This window comes from Rahnella sp. BIGb0236, from assembly GCF_004364755.1.
GTDB lineage: Bacteria > Pseudomonadota > Gammaproteobacteria > Enterobacterales > Enterobacteriaceae > Rahnella > Rahnella victoriana.
This window is the reverse complement of sequence record NZ_SOAO01000016.1, coordinates 56,167-72,420: the sequence shown is the minus strand read 5'-3', so window position 1 is coordinate 72,420 and position 16,254 is coordinate 56,167. Positions and strand designations below refer to the sequence as shown.

The 16,254-nt window shown below is 51.7% G+C and carries 15 protein-coding genes; 14 read left to right on the top strand and 1 reads right to left on the bottom strand.

Going from position 1 to position 16,254, the window contains the following annotated elements; all coding sequences use genetic code 11:
- Positions 1-513: 513 nt before the first annotated feature.
- The 14 genes from metK to ruvX all read left to right on the top strand — a co-directional run bounded on the left by metK (position 514) and on the right by ruvX (position 15,241).
- The gene (metK, locus tag EDF78_RS22805; protein ID WP_095924811.1) at positions 514-1,665 is read left to right on the top strand and encodes a methionine adenosyltransferase; all 1,152 of its coding nucleotides are present in this window, start codon (positions 514-516) and stop codon (positions 1,663-1,665) included.
- Positions 1,666-2,318: 653 nt separating this feature from the next.
- Positions 2,319-2,924: a pilus assembly protein PapD gene (locus EDF78_RS22800; RefSeq protein WP_243839476.1), complete on the top strand. Its 606-nt coding sequence runs from the start codon at positions 2,319-2,321 to the stop codon at positions 2,922-2,924.
- A gap of 80 nt (positions 2,925-3,004) precedes the next feature.
- On the top strand, positions 3,005-3,508 hold the full coding sequence (locus tag EDF78_RS22795; RefSeq protein ID WP_095924809.1) for a CS1 type fimbrial major subunit: 504 nt from the start codon (positions 3,005-3,007) through the stop codon (positions 3,506-3,508).
- An 88-nt stretch (positions 3,509-3,596) separates the two neighbouring features.
- Positions 3,597-6,287, top strand: coding sequence for a TcfC E-set like domain-containing protein (locus tag EDF78_RS22790; protein WP_133823956.1), 2,691 nt, complete (start codon positions 3,597-3,599; stop codon positions 6,285-6,287).
- A complete protein-coding gene (locus EDF78_RS22785; protein WP_095924807.1) occupies positions 6,284-7,396 on the top strand; it encodes a CfaE/CblD family pilus tip adhesin in 1,113 nt (370 codons plus the stop codon). Before EDF78_RS22790 ends, EDF78_RS22785 begins: the two co-directional genes overlap by 4 nt.
- Before the next feature lie 13 nt (positions 7,397-7,409).
- Complete coding sequence (locus tag EDF78_RS22780; protein ID WP_095924806.1) at positions 7,410-8,513, top strand: CfaE/CblD family pilus tip adhesin; 1,104 nt, start codon at positions 7,410-7,412, stop codon at positions 8,511-8,513.
- A gap of 51 nt (positions 8,514-8,564) precedes the next feature.
- Positions 8,565-9,278: a fimbria/pilus periplasmic chaperone gene (locus EDF78_RS22775; protein ID WP_133823955.1), complete on the top strand. Its 714-nt coding sequence runs from the start codon at positions 8,565-8,567 to the stop codon at positions 9,276-9,278.
- A gap of 307 nt (positions 9,279-9,585) precedes the next feature.
- Positions 9,586-10,980 (top strand): sugar porter family MFS transporter, encoded by a 1,395-nt coding sequence (locus EDF78_RS22770; RefSeq protein ID WP_095924804.1) that lies wholly within the window; start codon positions 9,586-9,588, stop codon positions 10,978-10,980.
- Positions 10,981-11,070: 90 nt separating this feature from the next.
- Complete coding sequence (locus EDF78_RS22765; protein ID WP_095924803.1) at positions 11,071-11,592, top strand: SprT family zinc-dependent metalloprotease; 522 nt, start codon at positions 11,071-11,073, stop codon at positions 11,590-11,592.
- 93 nt (positions 11,593-11,685) lie between these two features.
- Positions 11,686-12,399, top strand: coding sequence for a deoxyribonuclease I (endA, locus tag EDF78_RS22760; RefSeq protein WP_095924802.1), 714 nt, complete (start codon positions 11,686-11,688; stop codon positions 12,397-12,399).
- A gap of 87 nt (positions 12,400-12,486) precedes the next feature.
- Positions 12,487-13,218, top strand: coding sequence for a 16S rRNA (uracil(1498)-N(3))-methyltransferase (gene rsmE / locus EDF78_RS22755; protein WP_133823954.1), 732 nt, complete (start codon positions 12,487-12,489; stop codon positions 13,216-13,218).
- A gap of 11 nt (positions 13,219-13,229) precedes the next feature.
- Positions 13,230-14,180, top strand: a complete 951-nt coding sequence (gene gshB / locus EDF78_RS22750) for a glutathione synthase (protein WP_095924800.1) — start codon at positions 13,230-13,232, stop codon at positions 14,178-14,180.
- A 69-nt stretch (positions 14,181-14,249) separates the two neighbouring features.
- Positions 14,250-14,813 (top strand): YqgE/AlgH family protein, encoded by a 564-nt coding sequence (locus tag EDF78_RS22745; RefSeq protein WP_095924799.1) that lies wholly within the window; start codon positions 14,250-14,252, stop codon positions 14,811-14,813.
- Positions 14,813-15,241 carry a Holliday junction resolvase RuvX gene (ruvX, locus tag EDF78_RS22740; RefSeq protein ID WP_095924798.1) on the top strand — a complete coding sequence of 143 codons (429 nt, stop codon included), beginning with the start codon at positions 14,813-14,815 and terminating at the stop codon, positions 15,239-15,241. Before EDF78_RS22745 ends, ruvX begins: the two co-directional genes overlap by 1 nt.
- Here the strand turns inward: ruvX and EDF78_RS22735 are convergent.
- Positions 15,232-16,254 carry a type IV pilus twitching motility protein PilT gene (locus EDF78_RS22735; protein ID WP_095924797.1) on the bottom strand — a complete coding sequence of 341 codons (1,023 nt, stop codon included), beginning with the start codon at positions 16,252-16,254 and terminating at the stop codon, positions 15,232-15,234. The genes ruvX and EDF78_RS22735 overlap by 10 nt on opposite strands.

Below are 16,254 nucleotides of genomic sequence, written 5' to 3'. Positions count from 1 at the left end.
TGAAGGGAATGCTGCAGAACGCAATAAAGGCTGCAGGGGATGCTGTTGAAATGTTACAAACGGTAAAAAGTGGGTCATTAAACTAACCACCTCCACACGTGCCACGCATCACCCGCGGGCATTCGAGCTGAGAAAACAGTAATTACTGGAATACGCTGCTTCTATAGGGCCTACAGAAATGTGCATAGCGCGCGCCGTTTATACCGGCAACCCGCTGTAATTGCAAAATGAAAATGCAGTACAAATAGTTTCAGACCGTGAATATCACTGGGATCCCGCACAATAACACTAACTCTGTCACAAAAATGACTGGCATTCAGAACGCCTGCTATCCTAAAATAGCCGTCCAGATGTTAATCCGTCTATCGGGTTGACTATGAAGCTGCTTCAGGCTTTGCCTAATGGGGACATGCAGGACGCATTGCGACAATGGCGAGCTTCGCTCCTCATCTGCCAGTCTCCCCAGTGCTATGCAGTGATATCTAACCCGTCGTATGTAAGGTAAAGAACATAATGGCTAAACACCTCTTCACGTCCGAATCCGTTTCGGAAGGACATCCAGATAAAATCGCGGACCAGATTTCTGATGCCGTACTTGACGCGATTTTAGAGCAAGACCCAAAAGCACGTGTTGCATGTGAAACTTATGTCAAAACCGGCATGGTCCTGGTTGGCGGTGAAATCACCACCAGCGCATGGGTCGACGTTGAAGAAATCACGCGTCAGACTGTTCGTGAAATTGGCTATATCCATTCTGACATGGGTTTCGATGCCAATTCCTGCGCAGTCCTGAGCGCTATCGGTAAGCAATCGCCGGACATCAATCAGGGCGTTGACCGTACTGATCCGCTGGAACAAGGCGCGGGCGACCAGGGTCTGATGTTTGGTTACGCGACCAATGAAACCGACGTGCTGATGCCAGCCCCGGTAACTTACGCACACCGTCTGGTGCAGCGTCAGGCAGAAGTGCGCAAATCAGGCACCCTGCCGTGGTTGCGTCCTGATGCGAAAAGCCAGGTCACTTTCCAGTACGATGAAGGCAAAATCGTCGGTATCGATGCGGTTGTGCTGTCTACTCAGCACTCTGAAGACATCGCGCTGAAAGATCTGCAGGAAGCGGTAATGGAAGAAATCATCAAACCTGTCCTGCCGGCAGAATGGCTGAACGCCGGGACCAAATACCACATCAACCCGACCGGCCGTTTCGTTATCGGCGGCCCGATGGGTGACTGCGGTCTGACCGGTCGTAAAATCATCGTGGATACCTACGGCGGCATGGCCCGTCACGGTGGCGGTGCGTTCTCCGGTAAAGATCCGTCTAAAGTTGACCGTTCAGCCGCTTACGCCGCCCGTTATGTGGCGAAAAACATCGTGGCGGCCGGTCTGGCTGACCGTTGTGAAATCCAGGTGTCTTACGCCATCGGCGTGGCTGAACCGACTTCCATCATGGTGGAAACCTTCGGTACCGGTAAAGTCTCTAACGAACAGCTGACCCTGCTGGTGCGCGAGTTCTTCGATCTGCGTCCATACGGCCTGATCCAGATGATGGATCTGTTACACCCGATCTATAAAGAAACCGCTGCCTACGGTCACTTTGGTCGTGAGCACTTCCCATGGGAAAAAACCGACAAAGCAGCCCAGCTGCGCGAAGCCGCCGGTTTATAAGAAACCCGCGCCTCGTAAAAAACCTCAAACCCCGCCGCAAACGGGGTTTTTTATTGCCCTCACCTTTCCATTTCGTTTCTGATCGCTTCCCTTTCGCCATTTCAATACCTGAACCCCTAATAACGACAAGCCAACACGGGTTTTTATCTCAATGATTTTAATGATGAATTTTTAAATACTCTTTATATGCACTTTACTTAATGCAGCATGAAGATATACGTAATATTAGATTTAACCGCCCTCTTTTATTTAACAATTCCGATAATAAAAACAAAATAGCGCATAAAATCCTTTCATAATCATGACAGTGAAAATTTTGCCAAATGTTATATTTGTGTTGAATCTCATTTATACCGAAACAAATAACACAAATAGCTAATTTCTATGTCATTGACCTGAACATTCATTGAATCTATTATTCACCCCATCGAAAGCATCCAGACAAATATTTACTCAAAGGGAATTAACGACATCTTCTTCAGGATAGAGACTTATTAAACATTGAGAAAATGACAATGCAATTAATGAAATTAAAATCATGGACAATGATTTTAGCGGCCACCCCATTACTTTTATCAGCAGCATCATTTGCAGGAATAAGCGTCTATCCTATTTCGGTCCCGATGCAGAAAAGCGGCGGCGCACAAATAAGCGTGACCACAAACTCCGCCGATACGGAATATGTCAAAACAACAGTAAAGAAAATTAATAACCCGGCAACGCCGCAGGAAAATGAAACCACAATCAGTCAGTCATCAGGAAACGGTATTGTGGTCACACCGGAGAAATTCGGACTGGCTCCCGGCACAACCCGGATTATACGTCTGATTAATATTCAGCCTCCGCAAACCGAAGAAGCGTATCGCGTTTATTTCGAAGGGGTGCCGGGACTGAACAGCAATAATAATAAAAGTGAAGCAAAAAGCCCGGTCAAACTCGGCGTCAGCATGATCTGGGGCGTACTGGTTACCGTACCGCCTGCCGCGCCGAGGCTGGACTTCACGCTGAACCCGTCAAGCCGCGTGGTCAGCAACACCGGCAATATTCATCTGAAAATTAACAGTATCGGTTTATGTCCTCAGCAACACACTGATGATGGATGCAAATGGAGCAAACCGGTTAAAAACAGCATTTACCCAAATCAGCACGCCACATTAGATCCTGCCTTATTTAAAGGCGCTAATTATAGCGTGGTGAAGGTGAAATATTCCAACTGGACCGATAAAACCGTTGGCGTAAAAGAATTCAGTGCAAAATAAAATTCATTATTTCGCATAAAGAATAACTCTCGTTATAAACCCAGCATAGCAATATGCATCTTCTTAATTAGGAATTTAAAATGAAATCAATTATCAAACCATTGCTGGTCACTGCAATCATGGGCTTCGCCATTAATGCTTCTGCTGTACAGAAAGATATTACTGTGACTGCAAACGTTGATGCCACTTTGGATATGACCACTGACACCGGCGAAGTATTACCTTCAACGATGGAAATGGGTTATATGCCAGGCGTGGGTCTGCAACCTGTTACCCAGATGACTAAAATCTTCTCTAACGATGCAGAGAAAGACGTAAACATCAACCTGGCAGGTACTCCGCAATTAATGGATACCGTAGGGACCAACGCAAATATCCCACTGACCGTGAAATATGGCGACCTGACCCTGACTCAGGCTCAGCAGACCATGGCCGCAACTACCCTGTTCCCGAATGGCGATACCGCAAATGGTTCCATCATTCAGCCTCTGAAAGTCAGCCAGACCACTCAGGCACCGGTTGCTTCCGGTAACTACAGCGGTGTGGTCAGCGTTGTCCTGACTCAGGCAACTGAAACGCCATAAGCGTTCATTCCTCCTAAGTCATTCCTCATCGGCCTGTTAATCAGGCCGATTCTTTTCTCCTCTCCAGATTTTTGAATAAAGGAAAATAATGAAACCCAATCTGAAAGTCTCACTTTGCTTTCTGGCAATTCATTTTGCTTTGTTCAGCAATCTTGCTTTGGCGGGCTCTGACGTTCCGCCCGGCTTTGAAGAACTGGTCTCCGGTCAGAACGTCTGGCTGAATGTTAATTTACTCGGCCAGTCTGCCGGATTATATGAAGCCAGCGTCACGCTGGAAACGGTGCAATTCAAAGATCCGCAAGGCGTACTGAAAGCCTTAAATCTTCCGCTGAAAGCCGGTACGCCTGAGTATCAACAGATGCTGACAGCATTGTCCGCGCCGCTGGCACGTCACGGCAATCTGGCCTGCGGCAGTAACGCCAATGCCAAAGGCTGTGGTTATCTGGAAACCGATTCCCTTGCCCTGATCTATGATGAAAACAACAGCGCGGCCGACGTCTTTGTCAGCAAAAAGCTGGTGCCAGATGCCGGGAAAAAAACCCTTTATTACACCCCTACCGCACAAACTGAAAATGCCCTGATTCATCAGCAAACGCTTAACATCGCGGCGCAAGATGAGTACCAGAGCCTGTCATTACAGGGCTCCGGCGCATTAGGTGTGCTGACCAACGGTTATGTCGGTTTTGACTGGTCACTCGATTCATACAAAAGTGATGACAGCGACAGCCAGACGGTGTCTGTCGATGATCTCTATTTCCGCCAGAGTCTGGGCAAGCGCCACTACGTGCAGGCCGGACGCATGGATTCACGCGACCTTTCCAGCAATCTCGGCGGGAATATCAGCTTCTCGCTGCTGCCACTGAACGCCATCGACGGTGTTCGCGCGGGCAGTTCCCTGAGCTATCTGAATCTTGAAGAAGCCAGCAAAGGCTCGCCATTAGTGGTCTTGCTTTCCAGCAAATCCCGCGTCGATGCTTACCGTGGCAACCAGTTACTCGGCACTTTCTATCTGAATAATGGCTCGAATACTCTCGATACCGGCAACTTCCCGAGCGGCAGTTATGCGGTCACCTTGCGAATTTATGAAAATAACCAGCTCGTGCGCACCGACACTCAGCCTTTTACCAAAACGGGCGGGATCGGTGACGGACATCTGCAGTGGTTTATACAGGCAGGTGAAACGGCAGATAACAAAGTCGTCAGTTCCACCAGTGACGATGACCAAAGCAGCACATCTCGCCAGCCGGTGATGCAGGCCGGGGCGCGTCTGCCGGTTTTTGCCGAACTGACAGCGACAGCAGGTATCGCCAATACCGATAATGAAAATTACGGTGAAGCGGGCGTGCAATGGACACACGGTTTTAACGGCAAACTGATCGACGGCGTGCTGGATATGCAGGCCAATGTGTTCAGCGGCACCGACGGTTCGAAAGGTAACGTGGAGCAAATCAGTTATAACGACGGTTTCTCCATGAGCGTATATCGCAACGCGGCTTACGGCAAAAGTTGCACCAGCGCCAATGTCGATGAGAATGATTACGCCGATATTGGCTGTTACGAATCGGTGAACGCCACACTTTCCGTGCCGGTCAAAGGCTGGTCCGCCTCACTGGGCTACACTTACAATAAAAACACCAGCCTTTCGCCGGACACGTCGTCATATGATCCTTCAAAGCCCTTTGAAGACAATATGATCAACAACACCGAATCGCAGAGCACGTCCAACACGGTGCAACTGAGCCTGAACAAAAGCTTCAACTGGAAGCAGATGACCATCACCACGCGCTTTGGCGGATACCGCCGTGAAAGCAGCAGTGCCAGTGATAACGATAAAGGCGTCTACATGGGTTTCTCCCTGTCACGCAATACGCCAAAAGATACGCAGCTTCGCAGCAGCAATACCTCCTTCAGTACGGATTATCAGGGCAGCCAGAATGGCGATGCGCAGATGACCTACAACGCCAGTCAGAACTGGGACTGGGGCAGCAATAACGAGCGCGAGCTGGGGATTGATGTCGGCGGCACGGATACCGATAACGCCAACGCCGCGGTTCACGGGCGTCTTAATGGTCAGTATGGCGACGGCGAAATGACGGTTTCTGACAGCTATGACAACCAGCAACAGACCCATCAGGGTGCTGTCACCGGCAGCTACAGTTCTTCCGTCGCAGTGTCTAAATCTGGCTTCTTCTGGGGGCCGGGCGGTACGGGTTCTCCGGGCGCAGCAGTCGCAGTGAAAGTGAAAGGCAGCGAAGAAGAACCCGATGCGGCAGACGATGCACTGATCGACGTTTCGGTTCAGGGCGGCGGTGCCACCAAAATGAAACAGAACAGCAAAGCCCTGTTCCCGGTGACCGGTTTTGAAGAAGGTAAAGTCTCTGTGAACGAAAGTCGTGATGTCAGCACCGGCAGCCAGGCCAGCATTACCCAGGGTGCAGGTAGCCAGAACTTATTCCTGCTGCCGGGGAAAATGAAAGTACGCGAAGTCACGATGGAATCTCATTACACCTATGTCGGACAACTGGTTACCAGCACGGGCGAACCGCTCAGTGGCGGCAACATGCTCAATGCGAATGCCTACAGCAGCTCAGAAGATGGCGGCTTTACCGCAGAAATGACGTCTTTAGCGAAGAACCTGTATGTTCGTAATGGCAATCAGAACTATCAGTGTGCGGTTACCGTGCAATCAAACCGTGATGTGGTGCGCTATGTCGGGAAAACGCTCTGCAAAACAGTTCAGTCTTCTGAACTGCCTGAAACTCGCCGGGAAATAAAATGAAACTCTCTGCATCTATAATTTCGACACTGCTCTTAGTAAGTGCTCAGCTTTTAATAACATCTTATGCGTACGCGGCTGTGGTTGAACCCACTGGCCGCGATACAAGTGTTAGCGTTAATTATGATCTTTCATCATCACCATCAAATTTTAATATTTGGAATCATGAATCTGGGGGATTTAACCCGGATAACCCGTCATTATGGGGGAGGAATAACTGGCGTTGCTTATCTAATACATCGCCTTCTACCGGACAATGTAAAAGTGGTGAAGCAAAAAATTCTCAGGGTGACTGGGGTGCGGGAGGGACGACATCCATCCCGACCCTGTTCATAGAAAAAAGGACAGGTTTACAGGCAGTCATTAATCTCGAAGGTTATCATGCTGGTGAGAACGGCAAATTTCAGGTCACTTCTGCTGATTCAGCGGGGAGCGGGAGCGAACAGTTTTTAAGTGTTTACATTACCTCTGCTGAGTTAAAAAAACTGCCCGTCGGCGGGATCTGGGAAGGCACGCTGGCTCTGGACTTGTGGCAATGGTCGCCCGGGAAAAACCTGGCAAGATGGACAGCGCATATCACACTTAACGCGACGGATAATAATAACCAGCAAATCTACTTACCTGAATTTGGTGAAGCCGCACCACGGGTTGACCTTAATATGCGCCCGCTGCCAGGCACCGGTGGTAATCAGACGCAAATGAATGGCGCTGCTACTCTGGATATGTGTTTATACGACGGTTATGGCTCGAACAGTACCAGCTTTACGCTAAAATTTGACGATCAACAGCAGGGAACGATTCAGCGTAACAGCGGCTATTTCTCTATTTATTCCGACCACGGCGACGTCAATCTGGATTCCGGCCGTATCGACTATTACGTGAAAATGCAGGCACCCGACGGCAAATACGTCAGCGTGAAACGTGGTGAAGATCTGGTAATCCCGGATATTCAGACCGCCCATGTCCGGCCGGTGCATCTTCCGGGGATCCCGCAGGCGGTATTGTGCGTCCCGGCGCCGTTGCAATTAAGCACCAAAACATTGGATATCAATAGCAAACAAGCCGGGCATTATACCGGGCACCTGATCGTGACGTTTACTCCACAGCTTTAGGCAGGCGAATACCATGAACCTGACAAAAACGTATTTTATCGTGGCCCTGTTAATAATGGTAAGTGGGTTAACCGCGCAATCAACAAGAGCTGAACGGGTAGAGCCCACGGGACGTGATACGCCGGTTACGGCAACATTTGATAAATCCAGCTTACCTTCGCAAATTGACATCTGGAAGAATGAAAGTGGCGGCTACGACACAAGCAATCAGGCTTTATGGGGGCGTAACTCCTGGGTATGTGTATCCAACAGTTCTCCAACAAATGGCCAGTGCGCAACATCTCCGCAGTGGTATGGATACGGGCATACACAGGTGGCAACAGAATTTAAAGAACAAAAAAGCGGCTTAACCCAGGTTATCAATATCACTGCATATCATAAATCAGGGGATTATGACGATCTTTTATCTACAGCGGCTGCATTTTGGAGCGGCATCTCCGAGACAAAAGAAAGTGCTTTCATTTCCTCTTCAGAATTACAAAAACTTCCTGTTGGCGGCATCTGGAAAGCTGAGTTAAAAATGTCTCTTACACAATGGGATCCGCGCCTCAAACTGGCAGACTGGAACGCCCATATTACCCTCAATGTCACCGACAATAATAACCAGCAAATTTATTTACCGGAATTTGGCAATGCCGCGCCGCTGGTAAGCCTCAATATGCGTCCGCTTCCCGGAACAGGGAATAACAAAGTGTCTGTGACCGGCACCGCAAATATTGATGTATGTTTATATGATGGTTACAACGCTAACAGCAGCACGTTTATGTTAACCCTGGACGACGACTTCACCGGGCAGAGTAACCGTTCGGGGATCAATTTTTCCATTGTCCGTCAGGGTGGTGATGCGAACAACGAAAGAGATCGCATGGATTACACGATCAATATGCTTAATCCTGATACGAATACCCTGCAAACCGTGAGCCGTGCCCGCCAGATGAATCTGACAAAAATACAGCAGGCCCGTATCCGTCAGGTACATTTACCCGGAATCCCGGAACCCGTTATCTGTGTCCCTGCGCCCCTCGAGCTCAGTACCGGATATTTAGCAGTGAGCAGTAAAAATGCCGGGTATTACCGGGGCACACTTAAGCTTAATTTCACCACCTCCCTTTACTAACTTCACCCGAAGGCGACACATATGACACAAAGGAATTTACCCGTCTCAGCTATGAAAATACTCCCGTTGCTGATGCTGGCAATGCCTGCCCTGTGTTTTGCCAATATCACCGTTTCTCCGATGAAAGTGATGCTTAATGAGCAGCATGCTGCGGCACTGGTCATCAGTTCAAAAAGTGAAACGACGCAATATATTCAGGGAAAAATCACCGAAGTTCACAATCCGGGCACCGCAGAAGAAAACGAGACACCCGCACCGCAAGGCGCGCAAAACAGCCTGGTGGTATCACCGCTGAAATTTGGCTTGCCTGCCGGTAACAGCCAGCCGGTCAGGATCGTCGGCCTTGGTGAAAGCAACGAAGAAAAAATCTACCGCGTGCATTTTCAGTCAATGACTCCGGAAGAATTCAAAAGCACTGCCAGCGACCAAAATTTCAGCAGCGATTTGAGCCTGACCATTGTCTGGGGCGTAGTAGTCATGGTGCCGCCTGCAAAACCCATCGCCAGACTGGGCTGGGATGCATCACGTCAACAAATCACCAATACCGGCAATATTCATCTGGTGGTGCAGCGTATCGGCCAGTGTGACAGCGATAAAAAAGAGGCCCGCTGTCAGTGGCAGGAGCTGAAGAAAAACGTCTATCCAGGCAAACCTTTCACACTTTCATCCGCCCTACCGGCTTCAGTTTCCTCTGAAAATGTCCGAATCGAGTATTTCAACGATTACACTCAAAAGCAGGAAGTGGAAAATTTCCCTGTCAGATAACGGCCTGAATGAAAACGGTTACAGAACATAACTTGTTATAAATTAATTAGTTATTTGTATATGTAAAAGTTTGATACACAGTATTGATTGATATAAATCAATTTTCAGGCTATTACTCTCAGGCACATCCCCTTCCTGTTACGCTATCCGTTTGAAACCCTTCAAAAACAAGACGCCCAATCACACCTATTAGTGTAAACGATTACAACACTGTGACCGGGTTCACGTTAAGCTGTGTACAGGGTTAATAACATAACAGCCTAAGCATTATTACAACTCAAAACGATTGCACTATTTTGGAGACCGGATGAACAACTCAACTTCCACCAAAGGAAAACGCTCGAACAAAAGCGTCACTTTCTTTGTCTGTTTTCTCGCTGCACTTGCCGGACTGCTGTTCGGCTTAGATATCGGCGTCATCGCTGGTGCCCTGCCCTTTATCAGCCATGACTTCCAGATCACAAACCATCAACAGGAATGGGTTGTCAGTTCCATGATGTTTGGTGCCGCCGTCGGTGCTGTCGGCAGCGGCTGGCTGAACTTCCGCCTGGGACGTAAATACAGCCTGATGATTGGCGCGGTTCTGTTCGTTATCGGTTCACTGTGTTCCGCCTTTGCACCCAATGCAGAAATCCTGATTGTTGCCCGCGTTCTGCTGGGTCTGGCAGTCGGTATCGCGTCTTACACCGCACCGATTTACCTGTCAGAAATCGCACCGGAGAAAATCCGTGGCAGCATGATTTCCATGTATCAGCTGATGATCACCATCGGTATTCTGGCGGCGTATCTGTCTGATACCGCGTTCAGCTATACCGGCGCATGGCGCTGGATGCTGGGTATCATCACCATTCCTGCGCTGCTGCTGCTGATTGGTGTCTTCTTCCTGCCGGACAGCCCGCGCTGGCTGGCCGCACGTGGCGATGATGGCAAAGCGCGCCGCGTCCTGGAAAAACTGCGTGATTCCAGCGAGCAGGCTAAACGCGAACTGGATGAAATCCGTGAAAGCCTGAAAGTTAAACAAAGCGGCTGGGGACTGTTTGTTAACAACAAAAACTTCCGTCGTGCGGTTTACCTCGGCATTCTGTTGCAGGTGATGCAGCAGTTCACCGGGATGAACGTGATCATGTATTACGCGCCAAAAATCTTCGGCATCGCCGGTTTCGCCAGCACCTCTCAGCAGATGTGGGGCACGGTTATCGTCGGTCTGGTCAACGTTCTGGCGACCTTCATTGCCATCGGTCTGGTTGACCGCTGGGGCCGTAAACCGACGCTGAAACTGGGCTTCCTGGTGATGGCCGTCGGTATGGGCGTGCTGGGTACCATGCTGCATATCGGTGTCGAATCCGATGCAGCGAAATACTTCTCTATCGCTATGCTGCTGATGTTTATCGTCGGTTTTGCCATGAGTGCCGGTCCGCTGATCTGGGTACTGTGTTCTGAAATTCAGCCGCTGAAAGGCCGCGATTTTGGTATCACTGTGTCTACCGCAACCAACTGGATCGCCAACATGATTGTCGGCGCGACCTTCCTGACCATGCTCGACAGCCTCGGCAACGCCAACACCTTCTGGGTGTACGCCGCGCTGAACGTGGTCTTCATCTTCATCACCATTGCGCTGATCCCTGAGACTAAAAACGTCTCTCTGGAACACATCGAACGCAATCTGATGAAAGGCGAAGCCCTGCGCGACATCGGTAAATAAGTTAGCAATAAATAAGTCTGCCGTTCCTCCCCTGCAAAGGGGAGGAATTCCGTATTGCATCTCTCTCCCGCCAGATTTATCCTTCGCCAGATGAAAACCTCACGCCTCCCCATTGCCCTGCAACAAGCCGTTATGCGCTGCCTGCGGGAAAAACTCCAGATGGCAAACCAGTTTTTTGGCACCGATTATCCGGAGCCGGAAATCACCTACCAGCAACGCGGCACCAGCGCGGGCAGTGCGTACCTGCAACACTGGCAAATCCGCCTGAATCCTGTTTTGCTGCTGGAAAATCAACAGCCTTTTATCGATGAAGTCGTGCCACATGAACTGGCGCATTTACTGGTCTATCGCCGCTTTGGTCGCGCACCTGCACCGCACGGCAAAGAGTGGCGCTGGATGATGGAACATGTGCTGGGGGTTTCCGCCAGCAGAACGCACAAGTTCGAAGTCGCCTCCGTGCAAAGCAAAACCTATCCCTATTTATGTGCCTGTCGCGATCATCAGCTGACCGTGCGACGCCACAATAAAGTGATGCGCAAAGAGTCGGAATACCGCTGCCGTCATTGCGGCGAACTGTTACGTTTTAACGCTAACGGCACCTCTAACGGCTGAAAAATCAATCACTCAATCGCAGCAATGTCTGATTGTCACACCGCGCGCCATCCGTTACCCTTCCGCCCTTTTACACAGGGATTATTCGGAAACATGTTTCGTAAAACGTTCTTATCTTTTCTGTTTATCGGTGCGCTGGCACCGCTGAGCGCCTTCAGTCAGTCCGGTCACGCCATCAATAACTTCAGTCAGGCCAAAGCCGCTGCCGTGAAAATCAATCAGGGCGCGCCGACATTTTACTGCGGCTGCCAGATCAGCTGGCAGGGAAAAAAAGGCACGCCGGATCTGCAATCCTGCGGCTACGCGGTGCGCAAAAGCGAACAGCGCGCCAGCCGGATTGAGTGGGAACACGTGGTCCCTGCGTGGCAGTTTGGCCATCAGATGCAATGCTGGCAGGATGGCGGACGCAAAAACTGCGCAAAAAGCGCCGACTACCGTCAGATAGAAACTGATCTGCATAACCTTGAACCGGCCATCGGTGAAGTGAACGGCGACCGCAACAACTTCATGTACAGCCAGTGGAATGGCGGCGAAGGCCAGTATGGCCGTTGCGAGATGAAAATCGACTTCAAGGCCAAAGCCGCTGAGCCACCGGCCCGCGCCCGCGGCGCTATCGCCCGCACCTACTTCTACATGCGCGACCAGTACAAACTGAACCTGTCACGCCAGCAGACACAGCTGTTCACCGCATGGGATCGTCAGTATCCGGTGACGGCCTGGGAGTGTGAACGCGATAACCGCATCGCGAATGTGCAGGGGAATCATAACCCGTATGTTCAGCAGGCTTGCGCGCAGAGAAAAAGCTAACCTACTATAGGGCACAATAGTCAGCGACAGGGCTGGCAACAGTTGCCAAAATAGCCCACTTCAACCGTTTAAGGACAGCAGCCTCACATGCGCATTCCCCGCATTTATCATCCCGACCCCCTGACCGCGCACAGCGACATCGCGCTGAGCGAAGATGCCGCGAACCATGTCGGACGCGTTTTGCGTATGCAACCCGGTCAGATGATCCAGCTGTTTGACGGCAGCAATCAGGTTTTCGACGCCAGCATCACCCAGGTTGATAAGAAAAGCGTGCGCGTCAGCCTGAGCGAGGGCGTGCTGTCAGACAACGAATCTCCGCTGAATCTGCATCTCGGCCAGGTGATTTCACGCGGCGAGAAAATGGAATTCACTATTCAGAAATCCATCGAACTGGGCGTGAACACCATTACACCGCTGTTCTCTGAGCGTTGCGGCGTGAAGCTGGACGGCGAACGTCTGGAGAAGAAATTGCAGCAGTGGCAGAAAATCGCCATTGCCGCCTGTGAACAATGTGGCCGTAACCGTATCCCGGACATTCGCCCGGCGATGCCCCTCGAAGCCTGGTGCGCCGAACAGGATGACAGCCTGAAGCTGAATCTGCATCCGCGCGCCAGCCACAGTATTAATACCCTGCCGTTGCCGGTGAGCCATGTTCGCCTGCTGATCGGCCCGGAAGGCGGTTTATCCGCTGATGAAATTGCAATGACCTCCGGCTACGGATTTACTGATATCCTGCTGGGCCCCCGTGTTCTGCGTACAGAAACCACAGCACTCACCGCGATAACGGCCTTACAGGTCCGTTTCGGCGATCTGGGTTAAGAGGAAACTAAATGATCAAGCTTGGCATCGTGATGGACCCGATCTCTTCCATCAACATCAAAAAAGACACCAGTTTCGCTATGTTGCTGGAAGCGCAGAGTCGCGGTTATGAACTGCATTACATGGAAATGAATTCCCTGTATCTGCGTGGCGGCGAAGGCCGTGCGACCACCAAAAAACTCAGCGTGAAGCAGGATTACGACGGCTGGTATGAGTTCGGCACTGAGCAGGATATCGCCCTGCAGGAACTGGATGTGATCCTGATGCGTAAGGATCCGCCGTTCGATACCGAATTCATTTATGCCACCTATATCCTCGAACGCGCCGAAGAAAAAGGCACGCTGATCGTCAACAAACCGCAGAGCCTGCGCGACTGTAACGAAAAGCTGTTCACCGCGTGGTTCCCGGAACTGACGCCGGATACGCTGGTGACCCGCAATGCCGCGCAGCTGAAAGCGTTCCATAAAGAACATACTGACGTGATCCTCAAGCCACTTGATGGCATGGGCGGCGCGTCCATCTTCCGTCTGAAACCGGAAGATGCCAACGTCTCCGTGGTGATTGAAACCCTGACCGAACATGGCAGCCGTTTCTGCATGGCGCAAAACTACCTGCCGGCCATCAAGGACGGCGACAAGCGCGTTCTGGTGGTCGATGGCGAGCCGGTGCCTTACTGTCTGGCACGTATTCCGGCACAGGGCGAAACCCGTGGTAATCTGGCCGCCGGTGGCCGGGGCGAAGCGCGTCCGCTGAGCGAAAGTGACTGGGCGATTGCCCGCACCGTGGCACCTGTCCTCAAACAGAAAGGCCTGATTTTTGTTGGTCTGGACATCATTGGCGATCGCCTGACGGAAATTAACGTCACCAGCCCGACCTGTGCCCGTGAAATCGAAGCCGCCTTCCCGATTTCCATTACCGGCATGCTGATGGATGCCATTGAAAAGCGTCTTTCTGCCCGCTAACTGTGTTGAAATGGCGTAATATTTTTATTACGCCATGTTTATTTCCTGAGGTTAAACATCCTACATACCATGAATCTACAACATCACTTTCTTATTGCGATGCCCGGACTGGATGAACCCCAGTTCAAACGTTCAGTCGTGTACATCTGCGAACATAATGAAGACGGCGCAATGGGTCTGGTGATTAACAAGCTGGTCGACGATTTCACGGTTGAAAGCGTGCTCGACAAACTGGATATCACACCCGAACCCCGTGACCTGAACATTCGTCTCGATCGCCCGGTATTTTCCGGCGGCCCGCTGGCTGACGATCGCGGTTTTATCCTGCATACGCCGCGCGAAGGTTTTGGTTCCAGCATTCGTATTTCTGACTGCACCATGATCACCACTTCCAAAGACGTGCTGGAAACACTGGGTACGCCAGACCAGCCGAAAGATGTGCTGGTGGCGCTGGGTTACGCCGCATGGGAACAGGGCCAGCTGGAGAAAGAGTTGCTGGAAAATGCCTGGCTGACCATTGAAGCCAGCAGCGACATTTTGTTCCGCACCCCGGTTGCTGACCGCTGGCGCGAAGCGGCGAAAATGATCGGCATTGACGTCGGACAGCTCGCCACCCACGCAGGGCACGCATAATGGCTAACCGCACGGTTTTCGCTTTTGATTTCGGCACTAAAAGTATCGGTCTTGCCATCGGTCAGGAAGTGACCGGCACCGCCCGCCCGCTGACCTCGTTCAAAGCGCAGGACGGCACGCCGGACTGGCAGAAGATCGAAAAATTGCTGAAAGAGTGGCAACCGGATCTGGTGGTCGTCGGCCTGCCGCTGAACATGGACGGCACCGAACAACCACTGACCGCCCGCGCCCGCAAGTTTGCCAACCGCCTGCATGGCCGGTTCGGCGTGCAGGTTGAACTGCACGACGAGCGCCTGAGCACTGTTGAAGCGCGTGCGGATTTGTTCGATCGCGGCGGTTTCCGTGCTCTGGACAAAGGCAGCGTCGATGCCGCCTCCGCCGTCATTATTCTGGAAAGCTGGTTCGAGAAACAATGGAGTCAGTCCTGATCGGCGGCCAGTAATCCGGCGTTTTGCCGCTGCTGGCGGCTTTGGGCAAACGTCTGCATTCCGGCCTGCGTGCCGGTTTGCAGGATATCCGCCAGCTGATGTGTCTTGCCTTCGCGAATCAAATTGCACACCGCAGGCGTGGACGTCAGCACTTCAAACAGCGCCACCCTGCCCGCTTTTTTGCCCTCCTTTGTTTGCGTCACGGCCAGTTTTTGCGCCACCACCGCGCGCAGGCTGCCCGCCAGTTGCGCGCGGACAAACGCCTTCTCTTCTGCCGGAAACACATCCACCAGCCGGTCAATCGCCTGCGTCGCATTGCGGGTATGCAGCGTCGCCAGCACCAGATGGCCGGTTTCCGCCGCCGTCAGCGCCAGCCGGATGCTTTCGGTATCGCGTAATTCCCCCAGCAATAAGACATCCGGATCCTCGCGCAAGGCACCGCGTACTGCCTCGCCAAACGAACGGGTATGCAGACCGAGCTCCCGCTGCTGGATCAGGCACTTGCGGCTGAGATGAATCAGCTCAATCGGATCTTCCAGCGTAATAATATGCCGCGCCGTATGCCGGTTGAGATGATCGATCAGCGCCGCCAGCGTGGTGGATTTTCCGCTGCCTGTCGCGCCGGTGACCAGAATCAGCCCGTCGTCCTGCATGATGATTTGCTGCAGGCAATCCGGTGCCAGCAGACTCTCCAGCGCCGGACAGCTGGCGGGGACCGGCCTGAGCGCCGCCGACAACCCGTGCAGTTGCTGAAAGACGTTCAGCCGCATCCGCACGCCGTCGCCGAACGTCAGGGCTTTATCGACCTGCCCGGACTGCTGTAATACCTCCCGCTGGGCAGCATCCAGCCACAAACAACTCAGTGTTTGCATCTGCGAAGCTTTCACCACCGGCAGGTCATCGCAGCGGCAAAGTTCGCCGTCAATGCGTAACATTGGCGGATAGCCGGTACAAAGGTGCAGATCAGAGGCATTTTGCTTTACACTACGCCCCACGAATCCATCAATATCCAT

Bases quoted from the DNA above. Each gene is read 5' to 3' on its own strand.
- EDF78_RS22770 (WP_095924804.1), top strand. From the start codon at position 9,586: ATGAACAACTCAACTTCCACCAAAGGAAAACGCTCGAACAAAAGCGTC.
- metK (WP_095924811.1), top strand. From the start codon at position 514: ATGGCTAAACACCTCTTCACGTCCGAATCCGTTTCGGAAGGACATCCA.
- EDF78_RS22765 (WP_095924803.1), top strand. From the start codon at position 11,071: ATGAAAACCTCACGCCTCCCCATTGCCCTGCAACAAGCCGTTATGCGC.
- endA (WP_095924802.1), top strand. From the start codon at position 11,686: ATGTTTCGTAAAACGTTCTTATCTTTTCTGTTTATCGGTGCGCTGGCA.
- rsmE (WP_133823954.1), top strand. From the start codon at position 12,487: ATGCGCATTCCCCGCATTTATCATCCCGACCCCCTGACCGCGCACAGC.
- EDF78_RS22780 (WP_095924806.1), top strand. From the start codon at position 7,410: ATGAACCTGACAAAAACGTATTTTATCGTGGCCCTGTTAATAATGGTA.
- EDF78_RS22745 (WP_095924799.1), top strand. From the start codon at position 14,250: ATGAATCTACAACATCACTTTCTTATTGCGATGCCCGGACTGGATGAA.
- EDF78_RS22735 (WP_095924797.1), bottom strand. From the start codon at position 16,254: ATGGATATTGATGGATTCGTGGGGCGTAGTGTAAAGCAAAATGCCTCT.
- EDF78_RS22790 (WP_133823956.1), top strand. From the start codon at position 3,597: ATGAAACCCAATCTGAAAGTCTCACTTTGCTTTCTGGCAATTCATTTT.
- EDF78_RS22795 (WP_095924809.1), top strand. From the start codon at position 3,005: ATGAAATCAATTATCAAACCATTGCTGGTCACTGCAATCATGGGCTTC.
- ruvX (WP_095924798.1), top strand. From the start codon at position 14,813: ATGGCTAACCGCACGGTTTTCGCTTTTGATTTCGGCACTAAAAGTATC.
- gshB (WP_095924800.1), top strand. From the start codon at position 13,230: ATGATCAAGCTTGGCATCGTGATGGACCCGATCTCTTCCATCAACATC.
- EDF78_RS22785 (WP_095924807.1), top strand. From the start codon at position 6,284: ATGAAACTCTCTGCATCTATAATTTCGACACTGCTCTTAGTAAGTGCT.
- EDF78_RS22775 (WP_133823955.1), top strand. From the start codon at position 8,565: ATGAAAATACTCCCGTTGCTGATGCTGGCAATGCCTGCCCTGTGTTTT.